Here is a 22,551-nt window from a genome sequence, read left to right as displayed (position 1 = left end):
GATGCTTCAATTACATAATGTGGACGTTTTTTACGGGGTGATCCAGGCGTTGAAGCAGGTTTCACTTGAGGTAAACAAAGGGGAAACCGTGGCCCTGATTGGCGCTAATGGCGCGGGGAAGTCAACATTACTGATGTCTGTCTTTGGTCAGCCCCGGATCCGCAACGGGCAGATCCTCTTCTGCGGCGAGGATATCAGCCACAAATCCACCCACTATGTTGCCACCGGCGGCATCGCGCAGGCACCTGAGGGACGACGCATTTTCCCGGATATGTCTGTAGAAGAGAACCTGCTGATGGGGACAATCCCCGTCGGCAATCAGCATGCAGCTGAAGATATGCAAAGCATGTTCGACCTCTTCCCTCGCCTCAAGGAGCGGCGTAACCAGCGGGCGATGACGCTTTCCGGCGGTGAACAGCAGATGCTGGCTATTGCCCGGGCACTGATGAGCCGTCCTAAACTTCTGCTGCTGGATGAACCCAGCCTCGGCCTCGCACCAATCGTGGTTAAACAGATCTTCCAGACGCTGCGCGAACTGGCCCGTAACGGAATGACGATTTTTCTGGTCGAGCAGAATGCCCACCACGCGCTGAAGTTGTCCGACCGCGGCTATGTGATGGTTAACGGGCAGATTCGGTTAAGCGGCAGCGGCGAGGCGTTGCTAAAGGATCCGGAGGTGAGGAAGGCGTACCTAGGCGGCGTGTGAAGCCTGGAGGCTATAGTGAGAAAAACTCACAGTGATTGCCATTATTAATCGTTTTTCTGATGCGACCGCATTCAAATATCATCTTCACGACCCGCCTTTGCGCGGGTCGATAAAACGTTCAGCCGCAAACTGAATAATAATGATAAGAGGATCCAGGGCAAATATGACACTTGATGCGTTATATCAGTTAATGAAAACTGTATTACCACCTGACACCAATTCAGCCGATGATTTACAGGATTTTATGGCCATGCTTATGGCTAAGAAACATCACTCAGAGGCTCTGTCACCGTTTTCGCAGCGCGTATACATGCTGTCCGTTGCCCATCGCGACCCTAAGCAAGCGGCTGCGCTGATTTCAGCCTGTCATCCTGAAGCAGGAAAGCCCCTTCCGCTGCTCGACTTCTCCGGCTGGCCGCACGTGCGCTACGCCACGTCGGGTGAATTACAGACGCCTGAGACTGAAGAATATTTTCACAGGATTTCGTCTGCTGCCACGATATTACGCGGTGCAATTATTGACGCTGAGCAGCAGAAAAACACGCCAGCATTTTATATTCTGGATAAGGTACTCAGCCTGAACAGCGCTTTGCCAGAACGCTATAAAAAGATGGCAAACATCTCTTACTCATAACGGTATTAATAAACCCGGCTTTCATCGTATTCCAGGTAATCGATATCCAGAGCCGGAACGACCGGGGTATGGTTTTGCAGCCAGCCCAGAAGGTGCTGGATGCTCTCTCTTTTGAGCGAATTTTTTGGCCAGACGAGGTAGTAACCATCTCCCGTCGCGATAGCTTCCCTGAACGGCAGGCCCAGCAGGCCGCTTTTCAGGGCATCAAGCGTGAGATGCAGGTCGGCGATAGCGATGCCGTGCCCGTTCATCGCGGCGATACTTCCCTGTTCAAGGGTATCAAACACCATGCCGCTGCTCATATCGAGCCCCGGAAACAATCCTGTTCTTCGCAGCCAGCGCCGCCAGTCACGTCTGTCCGGTGAAGGATGGATCAAATCGCATTGCGAAAGCTGCTGCCGGGCCGGTTCGATAAGCGATGGGGTGCAAACCGGGATAAGCCATTCATGAAAAAGCAGCTGGCTTTCCGTTGTCTCACCAAAACGGCCATTACCGAGAAGGATGGCGCAGTCGTATGGCTCAAGACTGAAATCAACGGTGTCAATGTCCATCCAGACGCTGGCAATCTCCACCTGCGGTTTTGGATGGTTGTTGCGAAAAGATCGCAGCACGTCGAGAAGCCATCTCATGGTCAGGGTGCTGGGTGTTTTTAACCGCAGCAGATGGTTTTCACTGCGGAATGCCCGGCAGGCCCATTCAATGCTCGTGAAGCTTTCGTTCAGCTGTCCGGCAAGCACTCGCCCGGCTTCAGTGACCTCCACGCGAGGACCTTGCCTTTTGAAAAGCTCGCAGTCGAACCACAGTTCAAGGGTACGGACATGTCTGCTGACCGCGCCCGGCGTAATATTGAGCGTTTCAGCGGCTTTACTGAAGGAGTTCAACCGCGCAGCAACTTCAAACGCACGCAGTGCATACAATGGCGGTAAAGACATAGCGTCCCTTAAATGAAAAATTCATTATGCTAAAACTTGTTACGGGGCAATGCCAGCAAGTAAATTATGGAGAAAAACAATGAGCCCCAATATACCGAGTCATAGCGATAGGGGTCAAAATCTATATGCAAAAAGCTGCTGACAAACTCGTAGCCATTGGCAAAGATGTTTATCTGAACGGCTGCAATAGTGATTACAAACACCCTATACGCGATAAATAGCGGGTATTTATGCAGCCTGTTAACTTTTAGTTTGCCGAGATAAAGCAAGAGAAAAATTGCAATAGATACAATGAAATAGGCCACGGCAGGCCAAACAGGTGGATGAAGCGAAAATTCTAACTCTTGAGACATAATCAATTCTCTTTTGCTATCTGGTACATCTGCCACCCCGTAATGCTCCCACTGGTCAAATCCAGCGCCATTGCGGTTTTAAAAGCCTCTTGCCAACCTCTGATATAATCGTGGAATAAACTCCAGGACCTCTCTCTGGGACCCAAAACTTTTCTGCCCGCACCATATGCCGATAAAGAGAGATCAACGACGCCATAGACTAAGTCAGCCTGGTTATTACCATAACCTAACTTCGTAGCAGCAAATCTAAAGGGATATCGGATCTGGAAGGCACGCTTAACGAAAAACAGGGAATCGCTGGTCATAAAAACGCGTCACAGACAGCACGTTATGATAGAAAAATTCCTATAGTTCCGGTAGTCGGAGGGCAGTAATGCCCTCTTTTTATGGTGAAGCCGAATGGCGAAAGAATGGCGAATGGCGAATGGCGAAAATTAGGCAATAAAAAACCACCTTTCGGTGGTTTACACGACACTGCTTATCATTGATTTTATTCTAGTTTTCCCATGGTAGCCGGAGTGGGACTTGAACCCACACAGCGCGAACGCCGAGGGATTTTAAATCCCTTGTGTCTACCGATTCCACCATCCGGCCAGGGAAGAAAGTGGAGGCGCGTTCCGGAGTCGAACCGGACTAGACGGATTTGCAATCCGCTACATAACCGCTTTGCTAACGCGCCTTAAATCTTTTGTCTTTCGACCTGCACCCGCAAACTGCCGATGCATTAATCTGGAGCGGGAAACGAGACTCGAACTCGCGACCCCGACCTTGGCAAGGTCGTGCTCTACCAACTGAGCTATTCCCGCATGTTATCAAGTAACTATTTAACGACTTGCTAAGCACTTGATTTCATTATCGTCCGGCTTACTGTGCCGCCGTTCGATGCGTTGCATTCTACTGATATGACGTTATGAGTCAACGTTATTTTTTGCATCTCAGGATCGTTTGCTGAAAATTAAGCCGAAACGATCACTGTTCAAGCAAATCACCGCGCGCAGCGTTCAAATATTGCAACATTGACCACAATGTCAGCACCGCCGCAACCCACAGCAGACCAATGCCGGCCCACTCTACCCAGGCATTCGGACGCCACAGCATCCACACCAGCGCCGCCATCTGCGCAGTGGTTTTAACTTTACCGATCCAAGACACCGCCACGCTGCTGCGTTTACCCAGCTCCGCCATCCATTCGCGCAGGGCAGAGATAATAATCTCACGGCCAATCATGGTCGCGGCAGGCAGCGTCACCCACCAGGTATGATAATGTTCCGCCACCAGCACCATCGCGATTGCCACCATCACCTTATCCGCAACCGGATCGAGGAACGCGCCAAAGCGGGTACTCTGGTTCCAGCGACGCGCCAGATAACCGTCAAACCAGTCCGTCACGGCGGCAATCAGGAAAATAAGCGCACAGGCAAAAGGCGCCCAGACGACCGGCAGGTAAAATGCCAGGACGAAGAACGGAATGAGCACAACGCGAAAGAGAGTAAGCAACGTAGGGATATTAAATCGCATGATGACGGTAACTGTCTGTTGTCAGTAAAATTTAGCTCTATGTTGCTACAGAGCCCTCAATGTTTCAACGAGTAGTAGATCTTTTCTGCCAGCCCTTGCGAAATACCCGGCACTTTTGCAATTTCTTCCATACTGGCGTTGAGTAATCCTTGCAATCCGCCCATATACTTCAACAGCATCTGGCGACGTTTTGGCCCGACGCCTTCAATCGTCTCAAGGGTACTGGTATTTTTCACTTTCGCCCGTTTTTTGCGGTGTCCGCTAATGGCATGATCGTGCGACTCATCTCGGATGTGCTGGATCACGTGCAGTGCAGGGGAATCTGGCGGCAGGCTAAAGCCCTCGCCTTCCGGCTCAAAGAACAGCGTTTCCAGGCCAGCCTTACGATCTGCCCCTTTCGCTACCCCTAGCAGCAACGGATGGTTCTTATCCCACTCCACGTCGAGCGATTCGAATACCGCCTTCGCCTGCCCCAACTGCCCTTTACCACCGTCGATAAGGATAACGTCCGGGATTTTGCTCTCTTCAATCGCTTTACCATAGCGACGACGCAGCACCTGATTCATGGCGGCATAATCGTCACCGGGCGTAATGCCGGTGATGTTATAGCGACGATACTCTGCCCGCAGTGGGCCATTGGCATCAAAGACCACACACGACGCCACGGTCTGCTCACCCATCGTATGGCTGATGTCGAAGCATTCCATGCGTTTCACTTCCGGCAGCTTGAGCAGCGCAGCAAGCGCGGTTAAACGTTGGCTGACGGTCGATTGCTGGGAAAGTTTGGTGGTCAGCGCCGTGGCGGCATTGGTTCGCGCCAGCTTCAGATAACGCGCACGATCGCCGCGCGGTTTCGTCTGGACATTCACCCGGCGACCTGCCAGCTCTGAAAGTGAGTCCGCCAGCAGGGTTTTATCGTCCAGCGTGAAGTCGAGCAGGATCTCCGAGGGCAGCGTACGCATCTGGCTGCCCTGCAAATAAAACTGGCCGACAAATGTCTCCACCACTTCACCCATCTCAGTCCCGCCCGGCACTTTCGGGAAGTAACTGCGGCTGCCGAGCACTTTGCCCTGACGAATAAACAGCACGTGAACGCAGGCCAGGCCGGCGTCAAAGGCAACGCCGATGACATCGAGGTCGTCGCCCGTATTGGAAACAAACTGCTTCTCGGTCACCCTGCGCACCGCCTGGATCTGGTCGCGGATGCGTGCGGCCTCCTCAAATTCCAGCGCCGCGCTGGCTTTTTCCATGCGGGTAATCAGTTGCGTCAGCACCTGATCGTCTTTCCCGGCTAAAAACAGGCGGACATATTCCACCTGCTGCGCGTACTCTTCTTCGCTCACCAGCCCTTCAACGCACGGCCCCAGGCAGCGGCCAATCTGATATTGCAGGCATGGCCGGGAGCGGTTGCGATAAACGCTGTTTTCGCACTGGCGAACAGGGAAGATTTTTTGCAAAAGCGCCAGCGTTTCCCGCACGGCATAACCGTTCGGGAAGGGGCCGAAATATTCACCTTTCGCATGCTTAGCGCCACGATGCATCGCCAGCCGCGGGTGCGTGTCGCCGCTCAGGAAGATAAACGGATAGGACTTGTCATCACGCAGCAGAACGTTGTAGCGCGGCTGATACAACTTAATGTAGTTGTGCTCAAGGAGCAGCGCTTCCGTTTCCGTGTGCGTTACGGTGACATCAATGTTGTGTATAAGTGCGACCAGCGCTTCGGTTTTACGGGAGGCAAGGTTGCTGCGGAAATAGCTTGAAAGGCGTTTCTTCAGATCTTTCGCCTTACCGACATAGATAACCGTACCGCCAGCATCGTACATCCGGTAGACGCCTGGCTGGCTGGTGACGGTTTTCAGAAATGCTTTTGAATCGAACGCTTCACTCACTGACTTATTAACGACTCCGCATTGCACAAACCATGGCGAATGGCCAGGTGAGTCAGTTCGACATCACCGTGAATGTTCAGTTTACTGAACATCCGATAGCGATAGCTGTTGACCGTTTTCGGGCTGAGATTCAACTGCTCAGAAATCTCATTCACCTTCTGACCTTTAGTGATCATCAGCATAATCTGCAATTCGCGCTCAGACAAACTGGCAAACGGAGATTCCGTTTTTTCCGGTTCAATCTGACTCAACGCCATCTGTTGAGCAATATCAGAAGCGATATAGCGCTGCCCTGCGTGAACGGTGCGGATCGCATTGACGACTTCCTGCGGCGCAGCGCCTTTACTGAGATACCCCGCAGCCCCCGCCTGCATGACCCTGGCGGGCAGCGGATTTTCGGTATGGACGGTCAGCATGATGACTTTGGTATCAACGAACATGCGCGCGATTTTGCGCGTGGCTTCAAGCCCGCCAATACCGGGCATGTTCATATCCATCAGCACCACGTCTGCGGAGTTCGCGCGACACCATTTGACGGCATCTTCGCCACAGCACGCCTCGCCGGCTACTTTAATACCCTTTATATCTTCAAGAATGCGTCGTATCCCTGCGCGCACCAGTTCGTGGTCATCAACAAGAAGGACGTTGATCAAAGGAAATGTCTCCAGAATAGGGATAACGCTACTGACTGCTAATTGGGTTTATATTAACGGTTTTCCATGCAAGATTAAAACGCTAAAAAATCGGCTATACGATTCGGGTCTCGTTTTTGGAAATTAGGCTGTACAGCAAGTGGAAAGAAAACCCATGTGTAGTGGGCTTTACCGCTATTTTTTTAGCACCAGCATTCAAAAAGCCACCAAAACATTTTTAACGTAAACTAAAAAATGCTCTCATTTTTTTGTAACAACAATTAACGGATGGCGTACCGGCGATAAACATTTAATTGTCGCTAACATATTGGGCAGATTACCTTCATAATCCGCACCGGCCAATAATCAATACGCGTAAAAGTATAAAAAACAACCACTGCATTTTTTGCCGCAGCTTGTGGTATACTCCGCCGCCTTAACTTTCATCGTCGCGCTCATGCGCTGTTTTATAATGAGGAAAATAAATGAGCACACCTGAATTTGCCACTGCCGAGAATAACCAGGAACTGGCACAGGAAGTAAACTGCCTGAAGTCGCTGCTGACGCTTATGCTACAGGCGATGGGCCAGGCTGATGCTGGGCGTGTGATCATTAAAATGGAAAAACAGATCGCGCAGATGGAAGATCAGGCGGAATCCGCTGTTTTTGCCAATACAGTTAAGCAAATTAAACAAGCCTACCGCCAGTAACAAAAAAGGCTGGATGCAGTGCATTCAGCCTTTTCCTCGTCTGACACGCAGAACGTGATATCAGTCAAATAAGCCCAGTCGCCGCGGCATAACACGCTATCTGGATCTTATTCGGCGCGTTGAATTTCTTCTGCATATTCTTCTGATGGAAGTTGACGGTATTTTCCGAGATGGAAAGAATGATGGCAATTTCTGCCGACGTCTTCCCTTCTGCGGTCCACTTCAGAATTTCCCGTTCACGCTTGCTGAATTTCATTTCCGGCGGCATCACCGTCTCATGTTCAAAGCGCAACAGTGTAGTGAGCGCCATCTGAACCAGCATTTGTAAACGCAGCTCAATCTCTTCACTGGATATCGAGTGTGCCTGTAAGCTAGTACATGACACGGAGAGGAAGCCGAGCGCATGATTTGGCAGCATCAGACACTGCGTTATTCCCTTACGTAAACCGTGGTCCCGCGCGCCGTCCCATAATTGCTGGGCATCCGTGAATAATTCATCCGTCCAGGGCAAATGACCCTGAATGAAATTCTCCGGCTTCAGTACCGGGTCAATGGCGAAATAATTCTCGGATTGATATTGCGCCATCCATTGTTGCGGATAACTGGAATGGACGGATGTTCGCGGGCGGGTAAATGGCACAGGGTGTCGAACACAAAGCGCATAATAATCGAATTCAAGCGCCTGCGTTTGTCGCTGAAGTTCCTGATATACCTCGTCAGCACAGGTCATTTCCTGAAACCGGAGGACGCATTCCCGTCGCCAGGTGAAAAAGTCTATATCCCTCATACTTGCCGAATGAAGCCTCTGATAAAGATAATCATTATTATGGTGAATATAACCTAACACATAAAGCAGGATCATTTATATAAAATATCGACCACAGACGGATTATCTTTAATTTGGCGATGGCTTATCCACATCGGGTGGAATAAAAAATCAACAAAACTGAATTTATGGGAGGATAATTTGCTCCAGAAGTGACATCTGGAGCAAATTGAGCGTGAAAATGCTACTGCATTAAGAATTTTTCAAGGAACTGGCGGGTTCGAGGCTGCTGAGGATTGGCAAACAGCGCCTTAGCTGGCCCCTGCTCTACTATTCGCCCCTGATCCATGAAAATTGCCCGATCGGCAACGTCGCGAGCGAAGCTCATTTCATGCGTCACAATCACCATCGTGCGTTTTTCCTGCGCCAGCTGTCGGATAGTGTTAAGCACTTCCCCGACCAGCTCAGGATCGAGTGCGGATGTGGGTTCGTCGAACAGGATCACATCCGGGCGCATCGCCAGCGCGCGCGCAATGGCGACACGCTGCTGCTGTCCGCCAGATAACCGACGCGGATAGCTCGTCTCCTTCCCGGCCAGGCCAACCTTCGCCAGCAGCTCGCGGGCGCGGGCCGTCGCGTCTTCCTTTGGTTCACCCTTTACGATGACCGGGCCTTCAATAATATTTTCCAGCACCGTACGGTGCGGAAAGAGATTGAAGCTCTGGAATACGAAGCCGACATGCTGACGCAGGCGGCGAATCAGCCCTTTTTGCTGGCTGATGGGTTTCCCGGTATCAATGGTGATATCGCCCACGCGGATCGTCCCACCTTCGGGCTGCTCAAGCAAATTAATGCTGCGCAACAGCGTGGTTTTCCCTGACCCACTCGGGCCGATAATTGCCACCACTTCGCCCTGCTCAACCTCAAGGTCGATGCCGTGCAGCACCGTTTGCCCGTGGAATTTTTTCACCAGGTTTTTGACGTCAATTGCACTCATTTTGGATCTCGCTCCTGGCGGTTAAGCTGGTTTTCAAAATAGTTTTGCAGGGCGGACAGCACCGTCGCCATCACCCAGTAAATCAGCGAGGCCGCCAGATACATGGTAAACACTTCCAGCGTGCGCGAGGTGATCAGTTGCGCCTGACGGAAAAGCTCCGGCACCTGAATGGTCGCCGCAAGCGAGGTGTCTTTCACCAGGCTGATAAAGCTGTTGCTCAGCGGAGGTAGCGCCACGCGCGCCGCCTGGGGCAGGATCGCCCGGCGCAGCGTCTGCCACGGGGTCATCCCGATACTGGCCGCCGCTTCCCACTGTCCTTTATCGATGGACGAGATCGCCGCACGCAGCGTTTCAGAGGTGTACGCCGCCGTATTCAGCGACAGGCCAATCATCGCCGCCGGGATCGGATCCAGCTCGATACCGAACTGGGGCAGCCCGTAGTAAATCATAAACAGCTGGGCGATAAGCGGCGTTCCGCGAAACACGGAGATGTAAAACCGCGCCAGCCACCGCACCGGCCAGACGTTCGACATGCGCATCAGTGCCAGCACAAACCCGAGCACCAGCCCGAAGAACATCCCGCCGATACTGAGCTGTAAAGTAAACACCGCGCCCTTAAGCAAGAACGGCAGCGAATCAATAACCAGTTGAATACTTTCTTGCATTATTATTTTTCTACCTGATTTTTAGACATGGGGATGATAGGCAAACAGCGCAGGCGCCCCGCCAGTATGAACAAACAAAATGGGTCCTTCATCCTTAAAGCGCTTGCGGGCGATACCGTCGATAAGGCCCGCCATCGCCTTACCGGTATAGACAGGGTCAAGCAGAATACCTTCGAGGCGGGCCAGCAGCTTAACGGCCTCCATCCCTTCATCATTGGGGGTACCATAGCCCGGCGCGAAGTAGTCATCCCACAGCAATATTTCCGCCTTCGCCTGAAGCGCAAGCTGTTCTGCCACCGCCTGTTGCAGGGTGACGACTTTCGGCTTTTGATCCGCAACGCTTCTGGAAACCGTCACGCCAATCAACTCTACGTCCGGCATCAGTTGCTCAAGCCCGACCGCTAAACCGGCATGGGTACCCGCGCTGCCGGACGCCACTACCACCGAGGACAAACTCACCGCGCCTTCGCACTGCTGGGCGATTTCCAGCGCGCTCTCAACATAGCCGAGAGCACCCAGCGCATTCGAGCCGCCAACCGGGATGACGTACGGACGAAAGCCCTGCGCTTCCAGGCGCGTCGCCAGTTCATCAAGCTGTGCAGCCGGGTCGGTCAACGCGTCAACCATTTCAACCTGCACGTTGAACAGATCCAGCATCAGGCGGTTACCGTTAGTCAGGTAATTCTCTGCCTGCGTGCCAATCGGGTTCTCCAGCAGGGCTACGCAGTGAAGGCCCAGCTTCGCCGCCACTGCCGCCGTCTGGCGAACGTGGTTAGACTGAATTGCCCCGGCGGTGATCAGCGTATCCGCGCCCTCGCGCAGGGCATCGGCGGCGAGAAATTCCAGCTTGCGCAGCTTATTCCCGCCCATCGCCATGGGCGTCACATCGTCACGCTTAATGAAAATATCGCGCCCCAGATAGTCAGAAAATCGCGGCAGATACTCCAGCGGCGTGGGTGCGCCGATAAATTCCAGACGGGGAAAGCGCGTTAAATTCTGTAGTGACATGGTTCCTCCGGTCACGCAAACAATTGTTATTTCATTATGCACGCAGACGCGCGAGAAATAAAAAAGGCGCTTTTAAAAGCGCCTTTTTTTGTCGGTCAGAGACTTATTTCGTCACGTCTGCGCCGAACCACTTCTCAGAAAGCGCCTTCAGGCTGCCGTCTTTCTGCATTTCAGCAATGGCAGCATCAATGGCTTTCAGCAGATCTTCGTTACCTTTACGCACCGCCACGCCGGACTCCTGACGGGAGAACGCATCGCCCGCGACGGCCAGGGTATTGTTGGTTTTCTTCACCAGATCCAGCGCTGCCAGGCGGTCAACCAGAATGGCGTCTATACGGCCTACGCGCAGATCCTGGTATTTCGTCGGGTCATCATCATAGGTGCGGATGTCCACGCCCTGCACGTTCTGGCGCAGCCACTCTTCGTAGTTGGTGCCCAGACCGACGCCGACTTTCTTACCTTTCAGATCCGCGGCGGATTTGATGCTGCCTTCGTTACCTTTCTTCACCAGCGCCTGGATACCGGACACGGTGTACGGCGTAGAGAAGTCATACTTCTTCTTACGCTCGTCAGAAATGGTCACCTGGTTAATCACCACGTCGATACGTTTGGAATCCAGTGACGCCAGCATACCATCCCATTTGGTCGGTTTCAGGGAGGCTTTGACGCCGAGATGCTTGGCCAGCTCTTGCGCAAACTCCACTTCAAAACCGGTCAGCTTACCGTCGTCGCCCTGGAAGCTGAACGGAGGATAGGTTCCTTCCAGCCCAACCAGCAGCGTGCCGCGCTCTTTGACTTTGTTGAGCAGATTATCTGCCGCGAACGTTTTCACGCTCATCCCCGCGACCAGCGCAACGGCCATCATCCCCATCAGCGCCTGACGACCCAGAACTGCTAATTTCATAAGTACTCCGATACAGTGGAATTTTTGAGTAGTGTAGAGAAATCGCCTGCAACGTCAAAGGCGGCTGCGCTACATCTTATTCTTTTTTAATATATATCAGAAGTTGTTCCGGCGTGGACTTTCTGCTTTATGACGCCCGGCATCTGGACTTTATATTGCGCGTACTTTCGCAGCGCGATGCGGTAATTGTTGGTACTGGTGGCGGGCAGCCAGGGCTCCAGATTTTCATCCAGGTATCCGGTCGTCAGCAGATCGCGGGAGATATTTTGCATGGTCAAATGCTGACCCAGGCGGCGCAGGCGAACCACGTATTCACGCACGGTGCCGTGACTCATCTCCGTTTGTTCAAACAGGAACTGCTTGAAGCCGATAATATCGAAGAAGTCGCTTTGCTCTTTGCAGTGGAGATCGCCACAGAAACGGCAAAGCGCTACCCACTCTTTTTGCTCTTCAAGCCAGGCGGCTTCATCCATCAGCGTGTCGAGGCGGGAAATCGCAATCTTATTCACGATTTCACCGCGACGAACCAGCGTGATGCGGTCGAGTAATTTTTTACAGTGGGCGCAATGCGTCTGGCTGTGTTTAAAGTCTTTCAGGTAGCGGCTTAAAGGCCGTCTTTTAGATTGCTGCACCGTCATGATAACTCCTGGTTGTCAATACGTTGTGCGGCATTTCCAAGGCGAATGACTCACCTATAACTTACCCAGTTTTGTGCGCAGGCGTTTAATGGCCTGGCTGTGCAGCTGGCTCACCCGTGACTCGCCCACCTCCAGCACGGCGCCAATCTCTTTGAGATTGAGCTCTTCCTGGTAATAGAGGGTTAACACCAGTTGCTCACGTTCAGGTAAAGCTTCAATCGCTTCCATCACGCGCTGGCGTAAATTCCCTTCCAGTAAGTGGTGTAACGGGTTTTCTTGCTGATGCTCATCCGTCACCAGCTCGATGCTATCGCCATGCTCTTCGCGCCACTCATCATAAGAGAAGAGTTGGCTGTTATTGGTATCGAGCAACATCTGGCGATACTCTTCAACAGGAATGCCCAGGCGCTCCGCCACTTCGGTTTCCGTCGCGTTGCGCCCCAGTTCCTGTTCCAGCTGCCCCATCGCATGCGCCACTTCGCGCGCGTTGCGGCGAACGCTGCGCGGCACCCAGTCGCGGCTGCGCAGCTCGTCCAGCATCGCACCACGAATACGCTGCACTGCGTAAGTCGTAAATGCCGTTCCTTGCAGAGCGTCGTACCGGTCAACTGCATTCAATAACCCGATACCGCCCGCCTGTAGCAGATCGTCCAGTTCCACGCTCGCCGGCAAACGCACCTGGAGGCGCAATGCTTCGTGACGCACCAGCGGAACATAACGCTGCCACAGCGAGTGTTTATCCATTACACCTTCAGCGGTATAGAGTGAATTCACGATAAACAGCCCTGCGTTAGTTGAGTTATCGGCATGATTATCCGATTCTGGAGGGGTTTTAATCGGGTGAATAGTGGGTGAAATGAGGGGTTATTTGGGGGGTTACGCTTGTGCGTGGATAGAAAAAACCCCGCCGAAGCGGGGTTTAAGCGTAATCAGGCGATTAGCCTTGCAGCAGAGACAGAACCTGCTGAGGAACCTGGTTAGCTTTGGACAGCACGGAGTTACCAGCCTGCTGAACGATCTGCGCTTTAGACATATTTGACACTTCGGTCGCATAGTCGGCGTCCTGAATACGGGACTGCGCTTCAGACAGGTTGGTGGTGGTGTTGTTCAGGTTGGTTACCGCAGAGCTCAGACGGTTCTGAACCGCACCCAGTGAAGAACGGAATTTGTCTACGGACGCGATAGCTTTGTCCAGCAGAGCCAGTGGGTCCGCAGTAGATGCGCCCTCGAATTCGGCAGTTGCTGTACGACCACTACCAGTGCTCAACTCAACGCCAGCAGTAGTAGAAGTAGTTGGTGCAGTAGAATCTTTGGTGTTAACCAGCGCGGTGGCTGCTACACCATAGTTTTTACCTTGGACAGTAACGAAACCAGTAACAGTACCATCAGCAGCAGTACCAACTTTAATTGGCTGAGCAGCCATGGATGCGCCGTCAGCAGCAATACCGTTGACCGCGTCACCATAAGTGATAGTAGTAGTGTTCAGGGACACTTTACCTGCATCAGCCCCAGTGTCACCAACAGATACAGAGTAAGAATCACTGCCAGACTGGACAACATACTGACTTGTTCCAGTTACGTTGTGCAGAGTCAGAGTACTCGCGTCCACACCCAGAGCAGTTGCAACACCTTTCAGGTCGATATCTTTAGGAGTGTTTGAAGCGGTTTCAGTGATCTGAGTTACAGCTGAACCTACATTCAGTGCACCTTTAGAAACGGAGAAGCCGTTCAGACCCAGCGTTGAAGAGTCGATCTGTTGCAGGTCGATGGAGATGGTCTGGCCGTCGTTTGCACCAACCTGAATCTTCATGGAGCCGTCTTTAGCCAGCACGTTCACGCCGTTGAACTGAGTCTGACCGGATACGCGGTCGATTTCAGACAGGCGGGATTTGATTTCGTCCTGGATTGAAGACAGGTCAGAATCAGAGTTAGTACCGGTCGTTGCCTGAACGGTCAGTTCACGAACACGCTGCAGGTTGTTGTTGATTTCAGACAGCGCGCCTTCAGTGGTCTGTGCCAGAGAGATACCGTCGTTAGCGTTACGTGCAGCCTGAGTCAGACCTTTGATGTTAGAGGTGAAGCGGTTAGCGATAGCCTGGCCCGCAGCGTCATCTTTCGCGCTGTTGATACGCAGACCAGAAGACAGACGCTCGATAGAAGAAGACAGAGCGGACTGGTTCTTGTTGATGTTGTTCTGAGTGATCAGCGAGAGGCTGTTGGTATTAATGACTTGTGCCATGATTTCGATTCCTGTTGTTCATCAAATCTGTTTGGTTAGATTTGGGTTTCCACCCTTCGGCTTCATCGCCGTCAAAGGTGTTATCGTCTGGTCCAAACCAACCTTTAGATTTTTTTTCAGGATCGCGTTAATTTTTTTAGCCACGGAAAAGCTCTTCTCTATTACCGTTATTCCCGCCATTAAAAAAAAGAAATTAACCGTAAACTTTCCCCCATAAAAGCCGATAACCCCACTATTCGTTCTACGTGTCGATAGATTAAGGAATAAATATGGCAAGTATTTCATCATTGGGGATCGGTTCGGGTCTTAAGTTAGCAGACATTCTGGATAGTCTGACCACGGCCGAAAAAGCACAGTTGACGCCGATAACCAAACAACAGTCATCTTATACCGCCAAGCTTAGCGCTTACGGCACGTTGAAGAGTTCGCTGGAAGCGTTTCAGACTGCAAACACCGCGCTGAATAAAGCCGACCTGTTTACGGCGACCAGCACGTCGAGTAGCTCCACGGCATTCAGCGCCACCACTACCGGCAGCGCGATTGCCGGTAAATACACCATCAGCGTGTCGCAGCTGGCGCAGGCGCAAACCCTGACGACCAAAAACGCACAGCCGGATACCAAAACGGCCATTGCCACGGCTGACAGCAAGATCACCTTTACCGCCGGAAACGGTAAAGATCCGGTGACCATCGATATCAGCGCGGCAAATTCCTCGCTGACCGGCATTCGCGATGCGATTAACAAAGCTGACGCCGGCGTGACCGCCAGTATTATTAACGTCGGTAATGGTCAATATCGTCTGTCCATCACCTCCACCGAAACCGGAGCGGACAACGCGGTCAGCATCAGCGTAAGCGGCGATAGCGCCCTGCAATCCTTTATGGGTTACAACGGCACCAGCACCGATGCCAGCAACGGTATGATGGAAAGCGTTACCGCGCAAAACGCGAAGCTGAAGGTGAATAACGTAGATATCGAAAACAGCAGCAACACCATTAGCGATGCGCTGGAAGATATCACCCTGAACCTGAACGACGTCACCACCGGTAACCAGACGCTGACGATTACTAAAGATACGTCTAAAGCGGAAACGGCGATGAAAGCCTGGGTGGATGCCTACAACACCCTTCAGGACAGCTTTGCATCGTTAACCAAATATACGGCGGTTGATGCTGGCACAGATGCGCAGGATTCCAGCAACGGCGCCCTGCTCGGAGACACTACGCTGCGTACTATCCAGACGCAGCTGAAAACCATGCTGAGCAACACCGTCGGCGGAACCGCCTATAAAACGCTGTCTCAGGTTGGCATTACCTCAGATCCAAGCACGGGCAAGCTGGAGCTGAGCAGCGAAAAGCTGAAAAAAGCGCTGACGGATAACCCGTCTGCGGTGAAAGATCTGGTTGTAGGTGACGGAAAAACCACCGGGATCACCACCACCATGGCCACCCATCTGACTGACTGGCTTTCCAGTAAAGGCATTATCCAGGCGGCCAAAGATGGCGTCAGCAAAACGCTGAACAAGTTAACGGATCAATATAACGCCGTGAGCGAACGTATTGATGCAAGAGTGGCGCAGTACAAAGCCCAGTTTACCCAGCTGGACGTACTGATGACCTCGCTGAACAACACCAGCAGCTACCTGACGCAGCAGTTCGAAAATACGTCCAGCAACAAGTAGTAAATGCTAATCAGACCCGAGGGGGATAACATGTACGGCGCAAAAGGCACGCAGGCCTACGCAAAGATAGAAGTTGAAAGCGCGGTGATGAGCGCCAGCCAGCAGCAGCTGGTAATCATGCTATTTGATGGAGCCCTCAGCGCGCTGGTACGCGCGCGTCTGTTCCTGGCAGACGGTAATATTCCTGCTAAAGGGCTGGCGCTCTCAAAAGCCATCAACATTATCGAAAACGGGCTGAAGGTTGGCCTGGTGGAAAATAACGGTGATGAGCTTACGCAAAACCTGATTGCCCTTTATGCCTATATGGTACGTCGCCTCCTGCACGCCAACGTGAATAACGACGCCAGCGCCATCGAAGAGGTGGAAAACCTGCTGCGCAATATCGCTGACGGGTGGAAGGAGGTTGCCGGTACGCCACAACTGATGCAGGACGCCGTCTAATGAGTAACGCACCGCAACTTTATGCCCTTTATCAGCAACTCCTTGAGCAGAGCCAGTTGATGTTGCGACTGGCGCGGCAGGGACTATGGGATGATCTCATCATCTGTGAAACCGACTATGTTAATGCGGTGCACTCACTGGCTCGTCTCACTCAGGAAAGTGAACCTTCGATGCAGATTCAGGAGCAGCTTCGCCCGACGCTGCGGGTGATCCTGGACAACGAAGGCCAGGTAAAAACATTGCTGCAAGCCAGAATGGATGAGCTGGCGAAGCTGGTTGGGCAATCCTCCATCCAGAAAACCGTTCTCTCCACCTACGGTAACCAGGGCGGTCATGTCCTTGTTCCGCAAAGTAATAGCGATATTAATTAGCCATTTAACTGGCGGGCAAGCGTTAACCGTTTCGTTCGCCAGGCATTTCTGCCAAACCTGCTCCATACTTGAGTTTCGCGACCTCATGGAGATGGTGCATGCGCAACCCAACACTTTTACAATGTTTTCACTGGTACTACCCCACCGGCGGTGAATTGTGGCGAGAAGTCACGGCATTAGCCCCCAACCTGAACGAAATCGGCATCAATATGGTCTGGTTACCCCCGGCCTACAAAGGCGCATCCGGCGGCTATTCCGTCGGGTATGACTCTTATGACCTTTTCGACCTCGGTGAGTTTGACCAGAAAGGCAGCGTCGCCACCAAATACGGCGATAAAGCCCAGCTGCTGGAGGCCATCAACGCCTTAAAAAGCAACCAGATTGCGGTGCTTCTGGACGTGGTGGTCAACCATAAAATGGGGGCCGATGAAAAGGAACCCGTCCGCGTGCAGCGCGTGGATGCTCAGGATCGCACCCAAATCAGCGATGAGATCATCGAATGTGAAGCCTGGACGCGCTACACCTTTCCCGTTCGGGCCGGCCAGTATTCGCAGTTCATCTGGGATTACAAATGCTTTAGCGGTATCGACCACATTGAAAATCCCAGTGAGGACGGTATCTTCAAAATCGTTAACGACTACACCTGCGAAGGCTGGAACGATCAGGTCGACGACGAGATGGGCAATTTCGATTACCTGATGGGTGAAAATATTGATTTTCGCAACCACGCGGTGACGGAGGAGATCAAATACTGGGCGCGCTGGGTGATGGAGCAAACCCACTGCGACGGCTTCCGCCTGGACGCGGTAAAACACATTCCAGCCTGGTTCTATAAAGAGTGGATTGAACATGTCCAGGAGGTGGCCCCGCAGCCGCTATTTATTGTGGCGGAATACTGGTCTCACGAAGTGGATAAATTGCAGCAATACATCAATCAGGTGGACGGCAAAACCATGTTGTTTGACGCGCCGCTGCAAATGAAATTTCACGAAGCGTCACGCCAGGGACGCGACTACGATATGAGCCAGATTTTCACCGGTACGCTGGTGGAAGCCGATCCGTTCCATGCCGTAACGCTGGTGGCCAACCATGACACCCAGCCCTTGCAGGCGCTGGAAGCCCCGGTTGAAGCCTGGTTCAAACCGCTGGCCTACGCGCTCATCCTGCTGCGTGAAAACGGCGTGCCGAGCGTGTTCTACCCGGATCTTTTTGGCGCCAGCTATGACGACACTGGCGGGGATGGTGAGACGTATCACATTGATATGCCGGTGATTGAACAGCTCCACGAACTGATCCTCGCCCGGCAGCGTTTTGCCCACGGCGTGCAAACCCTTTTTTTCGATCATCCAAACTGCATTGCGTTTAGCCGCAGCGGGACAGAGGAGAACCCGGGCTGTGTGGTGGTGCTGTCGAATGGTGATGACGGTGAGAAGACGATCTGCCTCGGCGAGAATTACGGCAATAAGACCTGGCGGGATTTTTTAGGCAACCGCGAGGAAACCGTGACCACGGCGGCGGATGGCGAAGGGACGTTCTTCTGTAACGGGGGAAGCGTCAGCGTCTGGGTGATTGAAGACGCGCTGTAGTACGGGAAAGGTGCGGCCTGATGCCCTCACCCCGACCCTTTCCCACAGTGAGAGATATCTCCAGTAATTTGAAAGCAGAAGCAATAACGTTGCCTTCATAATAACTGAGGACTTTCAGCGATGCCCTGGTCCGGCTGTAAATCGCTGAAGCGTTTCCGTAAGGCCGGGGCGTGGCGCAGGGAAGCGCCGAGAGGGCGTGGCCTGCATGGATGCAGGCTCATGCCCGACCCGATAGCCTGAAGGAAAAAGCTGAGGGTACCGCGAAGCGGCGATTTTCCGCCGGGAGCCCGGGTCGCCAGGGTGGTGGCGACTGAGCCACCCTGGCACGTTCACCGCTCATGTCGCTACAGAGTAGCAAGGAACATAAAGTGAACGGAATGACCACCAGAGCCGTATGTTCCCCCTCACCCCAGCCCTCTCCCTCCAGGGAGAGGGGGCCGACGGTGAAGGCATTATTTTGTGGAGATCCCTCAGACCACGGGTAGAGGGCGCAAACTCCAAAACGGTTACGGAAGCTTACTCTCCAGCGGATTCTTGCTCAGGTAATCTGCGCATTCCACCGTTGGGCGGTCAACCTTGTACAGTTCCATGCCGTCATACTCCAGCGCCGCCCCATCACGATCGAGCGGATAGACGTCTCGTTTTTCGGTCACGTTATAATAATCATCTGAACGCAGCATGATCTTACCCGGCACCGCGATAACGCGCTGCCACTGACGGCAGTCCAGGGTATCACCCTCTGGCGTCACCACCAGCGTGGCAATCGCCTCCGGGCTCACCATCGCGCTCTGCGGCCCTTTCGACTGCCAGTAACCTGCCAGATGCGAAGGTGCCGGATGCTTAACCACTTCCTGATAGTTTTCGACCTGAACGCATCCCGCTAACGTCAGCATTGCAGCCACAATTGCTACTTTTTTCATCATCTTTCCTGCATGCGAAGAAAAAAATATTGTGGCATTAAAGCCATCAGGCTGCCAGCGTAAGATTGGAAGGTTTCACACCTGCATCGACATCATATGACCATGTAATTTTCATAAACGACAAAGATCGTCCAAGAGCGCACTAAATAACAGATGGTTGCAGTCGTCGAAAACATCAGTCGTCTAAGTTCACCTTAGAACGAGTGCTGTTTCTTGCCCCACATATGCCCCATCACATCACCGGGCAACCGTCATCATTAAAAGCACGATTGATGAAGAACGATACCCGGCCCAGCACCTCAACCTCTTCCAGCGCTACCCCTTCTATCGCTTCACCGTCGTCCGTGATGAGAGCTTGACCCATGAGCTTGGCGAACTGAGTCCTGCCTTCACATAAAATTAAAAGCACATCGCCGGGCGCGCTTTTGGCCGCAGGTTCAATGATGGCAAAGCCAACATCAGTTTCAAGCACCCTGCTCTCAGCCCCTATGTTGCAAATCACTTCAGGCGAGAGCTGGCGCTCGACATAATCGTTCGCTGGTGACGCAAATCCCATTATTGCACCCTCCCCATGTTGCGTAAGATCCAGTACCGGTTATCGCTGCCGTCGGTCGTCTTGTCAGCAAAGTCTTTTTGGTATCGCTCTATCCAGGCATTCGCTTCTTCTCGCGTGTAGTGCCAGTTGAACTCCCGCAATTTCTCTATGAATGCGTCTGTGCTCAGGTAACGATACCCCTTGGGGTTTAACTCTATGGCCGCAACAAACGCGGCATGAATGTCTGCTGTGCGTGGCATAATCACCTCACAAAATAACTGTATGTATATACAGTATCGTCAAATATGAGGGTCGATCAAGTTTCACAGTGGTGCTAAACTTCAGACCTTTCCGAATTGACTGATTTATATAATGTTAAAGCTCTTTGCTAAGTACACACCAATCGGCGTCATAACACGCTCATTCACTGGGTTGTGTTCGCTATTTGCATATATGCATTTTACACAGGTCAGGCACTTGGCAACTTCGCCGGGTTCGTCGTGGCAGTGTAGTGGCAGTTGGCAACTATTCTGCATTCATGCTATCGAGCAATCGCCAACCAGACGCATCAGGGATTGTTTTTAACCCATCAGCTAACCAACCCTTTTTTATCATATTTTTTAATAAAGTATGCTACAAATGCTGACGCCAGTAGAACGATAAAAGCAACGCTCACTGTTGTGATTACAGGCCGTGTTTCATTTATGAGACCCATGGATATCAATACATCTAATATTAATGCATGTACACCATATATTGGTAATGAGAGTGAGGCGATGAATATAACTATATTACCAACTTCTTTCTCGGCATAATAATTCTTAATTAAAACATACATCGACACGGCTGCCATAAAAACAAATGGAGAGTTATTGTTATAGAATGCGCTATTGAACCTCCCGGCCTCGCTTGTTGTATAATAAACAAGAAACGCTGTAATTATTGATGATACTAAGAATACACCAAGCGGAACTACAACACCAAGATTTCTTGTATTGGCATTGCCAATCAAACATCCCGCTATTGCATATAAAAATAAATATATAAATGAACCATCAATGAAAAACTTACTTTTTACATGCACACCCATCAAACCTATCGCTTGATATGTAACCGGATTAACTATCAAAAACACAGCAAGCAAAAAAAACAAAGCAACATAGTTATTAGAAACTCTGCATTTTACGAAACTAAATAATACATAACAGCCTAGCATGCTATAAAAAAACCACAAGTGATAGAACACTGGCGTTTCAAAAATATCCATCAATCTATCTATGGGGTTATACTTATTTATTGCCAGCATATAAACAACAGCCAGTAAACTGTAAAAAACAAGGCAATATATTATTCTCAGTATGTTTTTTATTTTAATTTCTTTATTGCTTAAAAATATAAATCCTGAAACCATAAAAAATAAAGGCACGCACGAACGCACAAGAGAGTCAAGTATATTAACAATATGCCAATTTATTGGCTCCATTGTTTTGTACTTAACAACCATTTGAGCAGAAACATGCAATACTATAACCATGATGCATGCAAATGCACGAACACCATCAAGCCACATCACCCTATCTTTATTTTTCAATTTAATCCTCACGCTCATTCTGTGCAACATTTAACCAAGTGCCAGTGAAAAAGGCTTTACTATATCAGAATTTAATTTGCAGTTAGAGTAATCAATGAGGTGAGCATGAATTTTCATAATCGACACGGATCGCCCAAAAGCGCACTAAATAACAGATGGTCGCAGCCTTCGACTACATCAGTCACTTAAGATCACCTTCGATCGAGTGCTGTTCTTTGCCCCACCCATACCCATCATATCACTGGGCAATCATCAAACTCACCTGTCCGCATATCGTTGATGATATACGTGATCACTTCAAACACAGGATTCTCTATCCCTTCGAAGTGACCAGGTAACTTTTCCTTTCATGGGTTCAGCGCGTTCTTAAGATAAGGTTGAGGGTATGTCCGGTGTATCTTCACCTTGAACTCACCTCCTATCTCACAGATCAGCAGGGAGCAATCGCATGGGTTAAGGGACGAGTCGATGACAAGCAGTGCATCCTTCATAATGCCACAGCGGTTGATAGTCTCTGAAGCTTTCATGTAGTAAGTAGCTGATGGTTTATGGATGAAGCGCTCATCAAGCGACAGCCGGTTCTCAACGTAATCAGCGCCCGAACTCGGGGATCCCATAACTCACCTCCGATAACCACTGCATATGCATACAGCGTTATCAATCGATTAAACTGATCAAGTGATCATTCTCAACCATGTGGTAAACTGATTTTTTTAAAGGAGAAAAAGATGGAGTGGCTACTCATCATGGCTGTTGTGCTGTTCGTCTTTGCGTTGCCCGGTACTGATATATGAAGAGCGGGATAAACCTACCCAGAGTGTTGGGTGTCTCAAT

The 22,551-nt window shown here is 51.4% G+C and carries 25 protein-coding genes, 3 tRNA genes and 2 pseudogenes; 9 read left to right on the top strand and 21 right to left on the bottom strand.

Translation table 11 applies throughout. The features are described 5' to 3' along the window. Position 1: 1 nt before the first annotated feature. Together ACNQ0T_RS00730 and ACNQ0T_RS00725 are read left to right on the top strand one after the other, a co-directional pair. On the top strand, positions 2-706 hold the full coding sequence (locus ACNQ0T_RS00730) for an ABC transporter ATP-binding protein (protein ID WP_417929385.1): 705 nt from the start codon (positions 2-4) through the stop codon (positions 704-706). Positions 707-869: 163 nt separating this feature from the next. Continuing rightward, positions 870-1,340, top strand: coding sequence for a hypothetical protein (locus tag ACNQ0T_RS00725; protein WP_063146296.1), 471 nt, complete (start codon positions 870-872; stop codon positions 1,338-1,340). A 5-nt stretch (positions 1,341-1,345) separates the two neighbouring features. Here ACNQ0T_RS00725 and ACNQ0T_RS00720 read toward each other — a convergent pair whose 3' ends face one another. Genes ACNQ0T_RS00720 through ACNQ0T_RS00710 form a run of 3 tightly spaced genes read right to left on the bottom strand, consistent with a single transcriptional unit; the run spans position 1,346 to position 2,930 of the window. Continuing rightward, entirely contained in the window at positions 1,346-2,272 is a 927-nt protein-coding gene (locus ACNQ0T_RS00720; protein ID WP_045308586.1) for a LysR substrate-binding domain-containing protein, read from the bottom strand. 29 nt (positions 2,273-2,301) lie between these two features. Then, a complete protein-coding gene (locus tag ACNQ0T_RS00715; protein ID WP_045308587.1) occupies positions 2,302-2,625 on the bottom strand; it encodes a hypothetical protein in 324 nt (107 codons plus the stop codon). Positions 2,626-2,627: 2 nt separating this feature from the next. After that, complete coding sequence (locus ACNQ0T_RS00710) at positions 2,628-2,930, bottom strand: DUF4225 domain-containing protein (protein ID WP_225303286.1); 303 nt, start codon at positions 2,928-2,930, stop codon at positions 2,628-2,630. On the opposite strand from ACNQ0T_RS00710, the pseudogene ACNQ0T_RS00705 reads away from it, so the two are divergent. Then, positions 2,868-2,999 (top strand): annotated as a pseudogene (locus tag ACNQ0T_RS00705) (integrase); the annotation flags it as partial. The gene ACNQ0T_RS00710 and the pseudogene ACNQ0T_RS00705 overlap by 63 nt on opposite strands. Positions 3,000-3,132: 133 nt before the next feature. Here the strand turns inward: ACNQ0T_RS00705 and ACNQ0T_RS00700 are convergent. The 6 genes from ACNQ0T_RS00700 to uvrY all read right to left on the bottom strand — a co-directional run bounded on the left by ACNQ0T_RS00700 (position 3,133) and on the right by uvrY (position 6,685). Further along, positions 3,133-3,219, bottom strand: a tRNA-Leu gene (locus tag ACNQ0T_RS00700). 11 nt (positions 3,220-3,230) lie between these two features. After that, a tRNA-Cys gene (locus ACNQ0T_RS00695) sits at positions 3,231-3,304 on the bottom strand. A 51-nt stretch (positions 3,305-3,355) separates the two neighbouring features. After that, positions 3,356-3,431, bottom strand: a tRNA-Gly gene (locus tag ACNQ0T_RS00690). Positions 3,432-3,594: 163 nt separating this feature from the next. Beyond that, positions 3,595-4,143 carry a CDP-diacylglycerol--glycerol-3-phosphate 3-phosphatidyltransferase gene (pgsA, locus tag ACNQ0T_RS00685; protein ID WP_003859652.1) on the bottom strand — a complete coding sequence of 183 codons (549 nt, stop codon included), beginning with the start codon at positions 4,141-4,143 and terminating at the stop codon, positions 3,595-3,597. 56 nt (positions 4,144-4,199) lie between these two features. Further along, positions 4,200-6,032 carry an excinuclease ABC subunit UvrC gene (gene uvrC, locus ACNQ0T_RS00680; RefSeq protein WP_022648536.1) on the bottom strand — a complete coding sequence of 611 codons (1,833 nt, stop codon included), beginning with the start codon at positions 6,030-6,032 and terminating at the stop codon, positions 4,200-4,202. Beyond that, complete coding sequence (gene uvrY / locus ACNQ0T_RS00675; RefSeq protein WP_017384478.1) at positions 6,029-6,685, bottom strand: UvrY/SirA/GacA family response regulator transcription factor; 657 nt, start codon at positions 6,683-6,685, stop codon at positions 6,029-6,031. Before uvrY ends, uvrC begins: the two co-directional genes overlap by 4 nt. 464 nt (positions 6,686-7,149) lie before the next feature. On the opposite strand from uvrY, the gene ACNQ0T_RS00670 reads away from it, so the two are divergent. Then, positions 7,150-7,374, top strand: a complete 225-nt coding sequence (locus ACNQ0T_RS00670; RefSeq protein ID WP_003859644.1) for a DUF2594 family protein — start codon at positions 7,150-7,152, stop codon at positions 7,372-7,374. A gap of 64 nt (positions 7,375-7,438) precedes the next feature. Here the strand turns inward: ACNQ0T_RS00670 and sdiA are convergent, their stop codons facing one another. The 8 genes from sdiA to ACNQ0T_RS00630 form a co-directional block, all read right to left on the bottom strand. Next, a complete protein-coding gene (gene sdiA, locus ACNQ0T_RS00665; protein WP_032622448.1) occupies positions 7,439-8,161 on the bottom strand; it encodes a transcriptional regulator SdiA in 723 nt (240 codons plus the stop codon). A gap of 223 nt (positions 8,162-8,384) precedes the next feature. Beyond that, complete coding sequence (gene tcyN / locus ACNQ0T_RS00660; protein ID WP_023306513.1) at positions 8,385-9,137, bottom strand: L-cystine ABC transporter ATP-binding protein TcyN; 753 nt, start codon at positions 9,135-9,137, stop codon at positions 8,385-8,387. Next, positions 9,134-9,802 carry a cystine ABC transporter permease gene (gene tcyL, locus ACNQ0T_RS00655; protein WP_022648540.1) on the bottom strand — a complete coding sequence of 223 codons (669 nt, stop codon included), beginning with the start codon at positions 9,800-9,802 and terminating at the stop codon, positions 9,134-9,136. The genes tcyN and tcyL overlap by 4 nt, the downstream gene beginning before the upstream one ends. A gap of 21 nt (positions 9,803-9,823) precedes the next feature. Beyond that, complete coding sequence (gene dcyD, locus ACNQ0T_RS00650; RefSeq protein WP_022648541.1) at positions 9,824-10,810, bottom strand: D-cysteine desulfhydrase; 987 nt, start codon at positions 10,808-10,810, stop codon at positions 9,824-9,826. Positions 10,811-10,913: 103 nt separating this feature from the next. Continuing rightward, positions 10,914-11,714, bottom strand: a complete 801-nt coding sequence (gene tcyJ / locus ACNQ0T_RS00645) for a cystine ABC transporter substrate-binding protein (RefSeq protein WP_023300481.1) — start codon at positions 11,712-11,714, stop codon at positions 10,914-10,916. Between the two features lie 86 nt (positions 11,715-11,800). Next, positions 11,801-12,352 carry a flagella biosynthesis regulatory protein FliZ gene (gene fliZ / locus ACNQ0T_RS00640; RefSeq protein ID WP_023300482.1) on the bottom strand — a complete coding sequence of 184 codons (552 nt, stop codon included), beginning with the start codon at positions 12,350-12,352 and terminating at the stop codon, positions 11,801-11,803. Between the two features lie 54 nt (positions 12,353-12,406). Next, positions 12,407-13,126, bottom strand: a complete 720-nt coding sequence (locus ACNQ0T_RS00635; protein WP_003859623.1) for an RNA polymerase sigma factor FliA — start codon at positions 13,124-13,126, stop codon at positions 12,407-12,409. A gap of 163 nt (positions 13,127-13,289) precedes the next feature. After that, positions 13,290-14,591 carry a FliC/FljB family flagellin gene (locus ACNQ0T_RS00630; RefSeq protein ID WP_417929384.1) on the bottom strand — a complete coding sequence of 434 codons (1,302 nt, stop codon included), beginning with the start codon at positions 14,589-14,591 and terminating at the stop codon, positions 13,290-13,292. 269 nt (positions 14,592-14,860) lie between these two features. Here ACNQ0T_RS00630 and fliD point away from each other — a divergent pair, with 269 nt between their 5' ends. The 4 genes from fliD (at position 14,861) to amyA (ending at position 18,671) form a co-directional block, all read left to right on the top strand. Beyond that, positions 14,861-16,273: a flagellar filament capping protein FliD gene (gene fliD, locus ACNQ0T_RS00625; RefSeq protein WP_023300484.1), complete on the top strand. Its 1,413-nt coding sequence runs from the start codon at positions 14,861-14,863 to the stop codon at positions 16,271-16,273. A gap of 30 nt (positions 16,274-16,303) precedes the next feature. After that, complete coding sequence (gene fliS / locus ACNQ0T_RS00620) at positions 16,304-16,714, top strand: flagellar export chaperone FliS (protein WP_003859616.1); 411 nt, start codon at positions 16,304-16,306, stop codon at positions 16,712-16,714. Beyond that, entirely contained in the window at positions 16,714-17,085 is a 372-nt protein-coding gene (gene fliT, locus ACNQ0T_RS00615; protein ID WP_006811148.1) for a flagella biosynthesis regulatory protein FliT, read from the top strand. The genes fliS and fliT overlap by 1 nt, the downstream gene beginning before the upstream one ends. A gap of 98 nt (positions 17,086-17,183) precedes the next feature. Next, entirely contained in the window at positions 17,184-18,671 is a 1,488-nt protein-coding gene (gene amyA / locus ACNQ0T_RS00610; RefSeq protein WP_417929383.1) for an alpha-amylase, read from the top strand. Positions 18,672-19,177: 506 nt separating this feature from the next. Here amyA and yedD read toward each other — a convergent pair. The 3 genes from yedD to ACNQ0T_RS00595 form a co-directional block, all read right to left on the bottom strand. Beyond that, a complete protein-coding gene (gene yedD, locus ACNQ0T_RS00605) occupies positions 19,178-19,591 on the bottom strand; it encodes a lipoprotein YedD (protein WP_022648547.1) in 414 nt (137 codons plus the stop codon). A 232-nt stretch (positions 19,592-19,823) separates the two neighbouring features. Then, positions 19,824-20,147 (bottom strand): hypothetical protein, encoded by a 324-nt coding sequence (locus ACNQ0T_RS00600; RefSeq protein ID WP_078310102.1) that lies wholly within the window; start codon positions 20,145-20,147, stop codon positions 19,824-19,826. Then, entirely contained in the window at positions 20,147-20,386 is a 240-nt protein-coding gene (locus ACNQ0T_RS00595) for a hypothetical protein (protein WP_045357208.1), read from the bottom strand. The genes ACNQ0T_RS00600 and ACNQ0T_RS00595 overlap by 1 nt, the downstream gene beginning before the upstream one ends. A 112-nt stretch (positions 20,387-20,498) precedes the next feature. Between ACNQ0T_RS00595 and ACNQ0T_RS00590 the strand changes: the two are divergent. After that, positions 20,499-20,635 (top strand): annotated as a pseudogene (locus ACNQ0T_RS00590) (GtrA family protein); the annotation flags it as partial. Positions 20,636-20,715: 80 nt separating this feature from the next. On the opposite strand, the gene ACNQ0T_RS00585 reads toward ACNQ0T_RS00590, so the two are convergent. Then, positions 20,716-21,717, bottom strand: a complete 1,002-nt coding sequence (locus ACNQ0T_RS00585; RefSeq protein ID WP_275061903.1) for an acyltransferase family protein — start codon at positions 21,715-21,717, stop codon at positions 20,716-20,718. Positions 21,718-22,551: the final 834 nt, after the last annotated feature.

Origin of the sequence: Enterobacter cloacae complex sp.6700776 (genome assembly GCF_048284255.1) — a bacterium.
GTDB classification, from domain to species: domain Bacteria; phylum Pseudomonadota; class Gammaproteobacteria; order Enterobacterales; family Enterobacteriaceae; genus Enterobacter; species Enterobacter intestinihominis.
This window is presented reverse-complemented; position numbering and strand designations above follow the sequence as displayed.

Coding starts and splice junctions, on each gene's coding strand:
- sdiA (WP_032622448.1), bottom strand. CDS start 8,161: ATGAGGGATATAGACTTTTTCACCTGGCGACGGGAATGCGTCCTCCGG.
- tcyL (WP_022648540.1), bottom strand. CDS start 9,802: ATGCAAGAAAGTATTCAACTGGTTATTGATTCGCTGCCGTTCTTGCTT.
- ACNQ0T_RS00710 (WP_225303286.1), bottom strand. CDS start 2,930: ATGACCAGCGATTCCCTGTTTTTCGTTAAGCGTGCCTTCCAGATCCGA.
- ACNQ0T_RS00730 (WP_417929385.1), top strand. CDS start 2: ATGCTTCAATTACATAATGTGGACGTTTTTTACGGGGTGATCCAGGCG.
- ACNQ0T_RS00725 (WP_063146296.1), top strand. CDS start 870: ATGACACTTGATGCGTTATATCAGTTAATGAAAACTGTATTACCACCT.
- ACNQ0T_RS00600 (WP_078310102.1), bottom strand. CDS start 20,147: ATGGGATTTGCGTCACCAGCGAACGATTATGTCGAGCGCCAGCTCTCG.
- pgsA (WP_003859652.1), bottom strand. CDS start 4,143: ATGCGATTTAATATCCCTACGTTGCTTACTCTCTTTCGCGTTGTGCTC.
- ACNQ0T_RS00715 (WP_045308587.1), bottom strand. CDS start 2,625: ATGTCTCAAGAGTTAGAATTTTCGCTTCATCCACCTGTTTGGCCTGCC.
- ACNQ0T_RS00595 (WP_045357208.1), bottom strand. CDS start 20,386: ATGCCACGCACAGCAGACATTCATGCCGCGTTTGTTGCGGCCATAGAG.
- fliT (WP_006811148.1), top strand. CDS start 16,714: ATGAGTAACGCACCGCAACTTTATGCCCTTTATCAGCAACTCCTTGAG.
- amyA (WP_417929383.1), top strand. CDS start 17,184: ATGCGCAACCCAACACTTTTACAATGTTTTCACTGGTACTACCCCACC.
- fliS (WP_003859616.1), top strand. CDS start 16,304: ATGTACGGCGCAAAAGGCACGCAGGCCTACGCAAAGATAGAAGTTGAA.
- fliZ (WP_023300482.1), bottom strand. CDS start 12,352: ATGACGGTGCAGCAATCTAAAAGACGGCCTTTAAGCCGCTACCTGAAA.
- dcyD (WP_022648541.1), bottom strand. CDS start 10,810: ATGTCACTACAGAATTTAACGCGCTTTCCCCGTCTGGAATTTATCGGC.
- ACNQ0T_RS00720 (WP_045308586.1), bottom strand. CDS start 2,272: ATGTCTTTACCGCCATTGTATGCACTGCGTGCGTTTGAAGTTGCTGCG.
- yedD (WP_022648547.1), bottom strand. CDS start 19,591: ATGAAAAAAGTAGCAATTGTGGCTGCAATGCTGACGTTAGCGGGATGC.
- tcyJ (WP_023300481.1), bottom strand. CDS start 11,714: ATGAAATTAGCAGTTCTGGGTCGTCAGGCGCTGATGGGGATGATGGCC.
- ACNQ0T_RS00670 (WP_003859644.1), top strand. CDS start 7,150: ATGAGCACACCTGAATTTGCCACTGCCGAGAATAACCAGGAACTGGCA.
- ACNQ0T_RS00630 (WP_417929384.1), bottom strand. CDS start 14,591: ATGGCACAAGTCATTAATACCAACAGCCTCTCGCTGATCACTCAGAAC.
- fliD (WP_023300484.1), top strand. CDS start 14,861: ATGGCAAGTATTTCATCATTGGGGATCGGTTCGGGTCTTAAGTTAGCA.
- tcyN (WP_023306513.1), bottom strand. CDS start 9,137: ATGAGTGCAATTGACGTCAAAAACCTGGTGAAAAAATTCCACGGGCAA.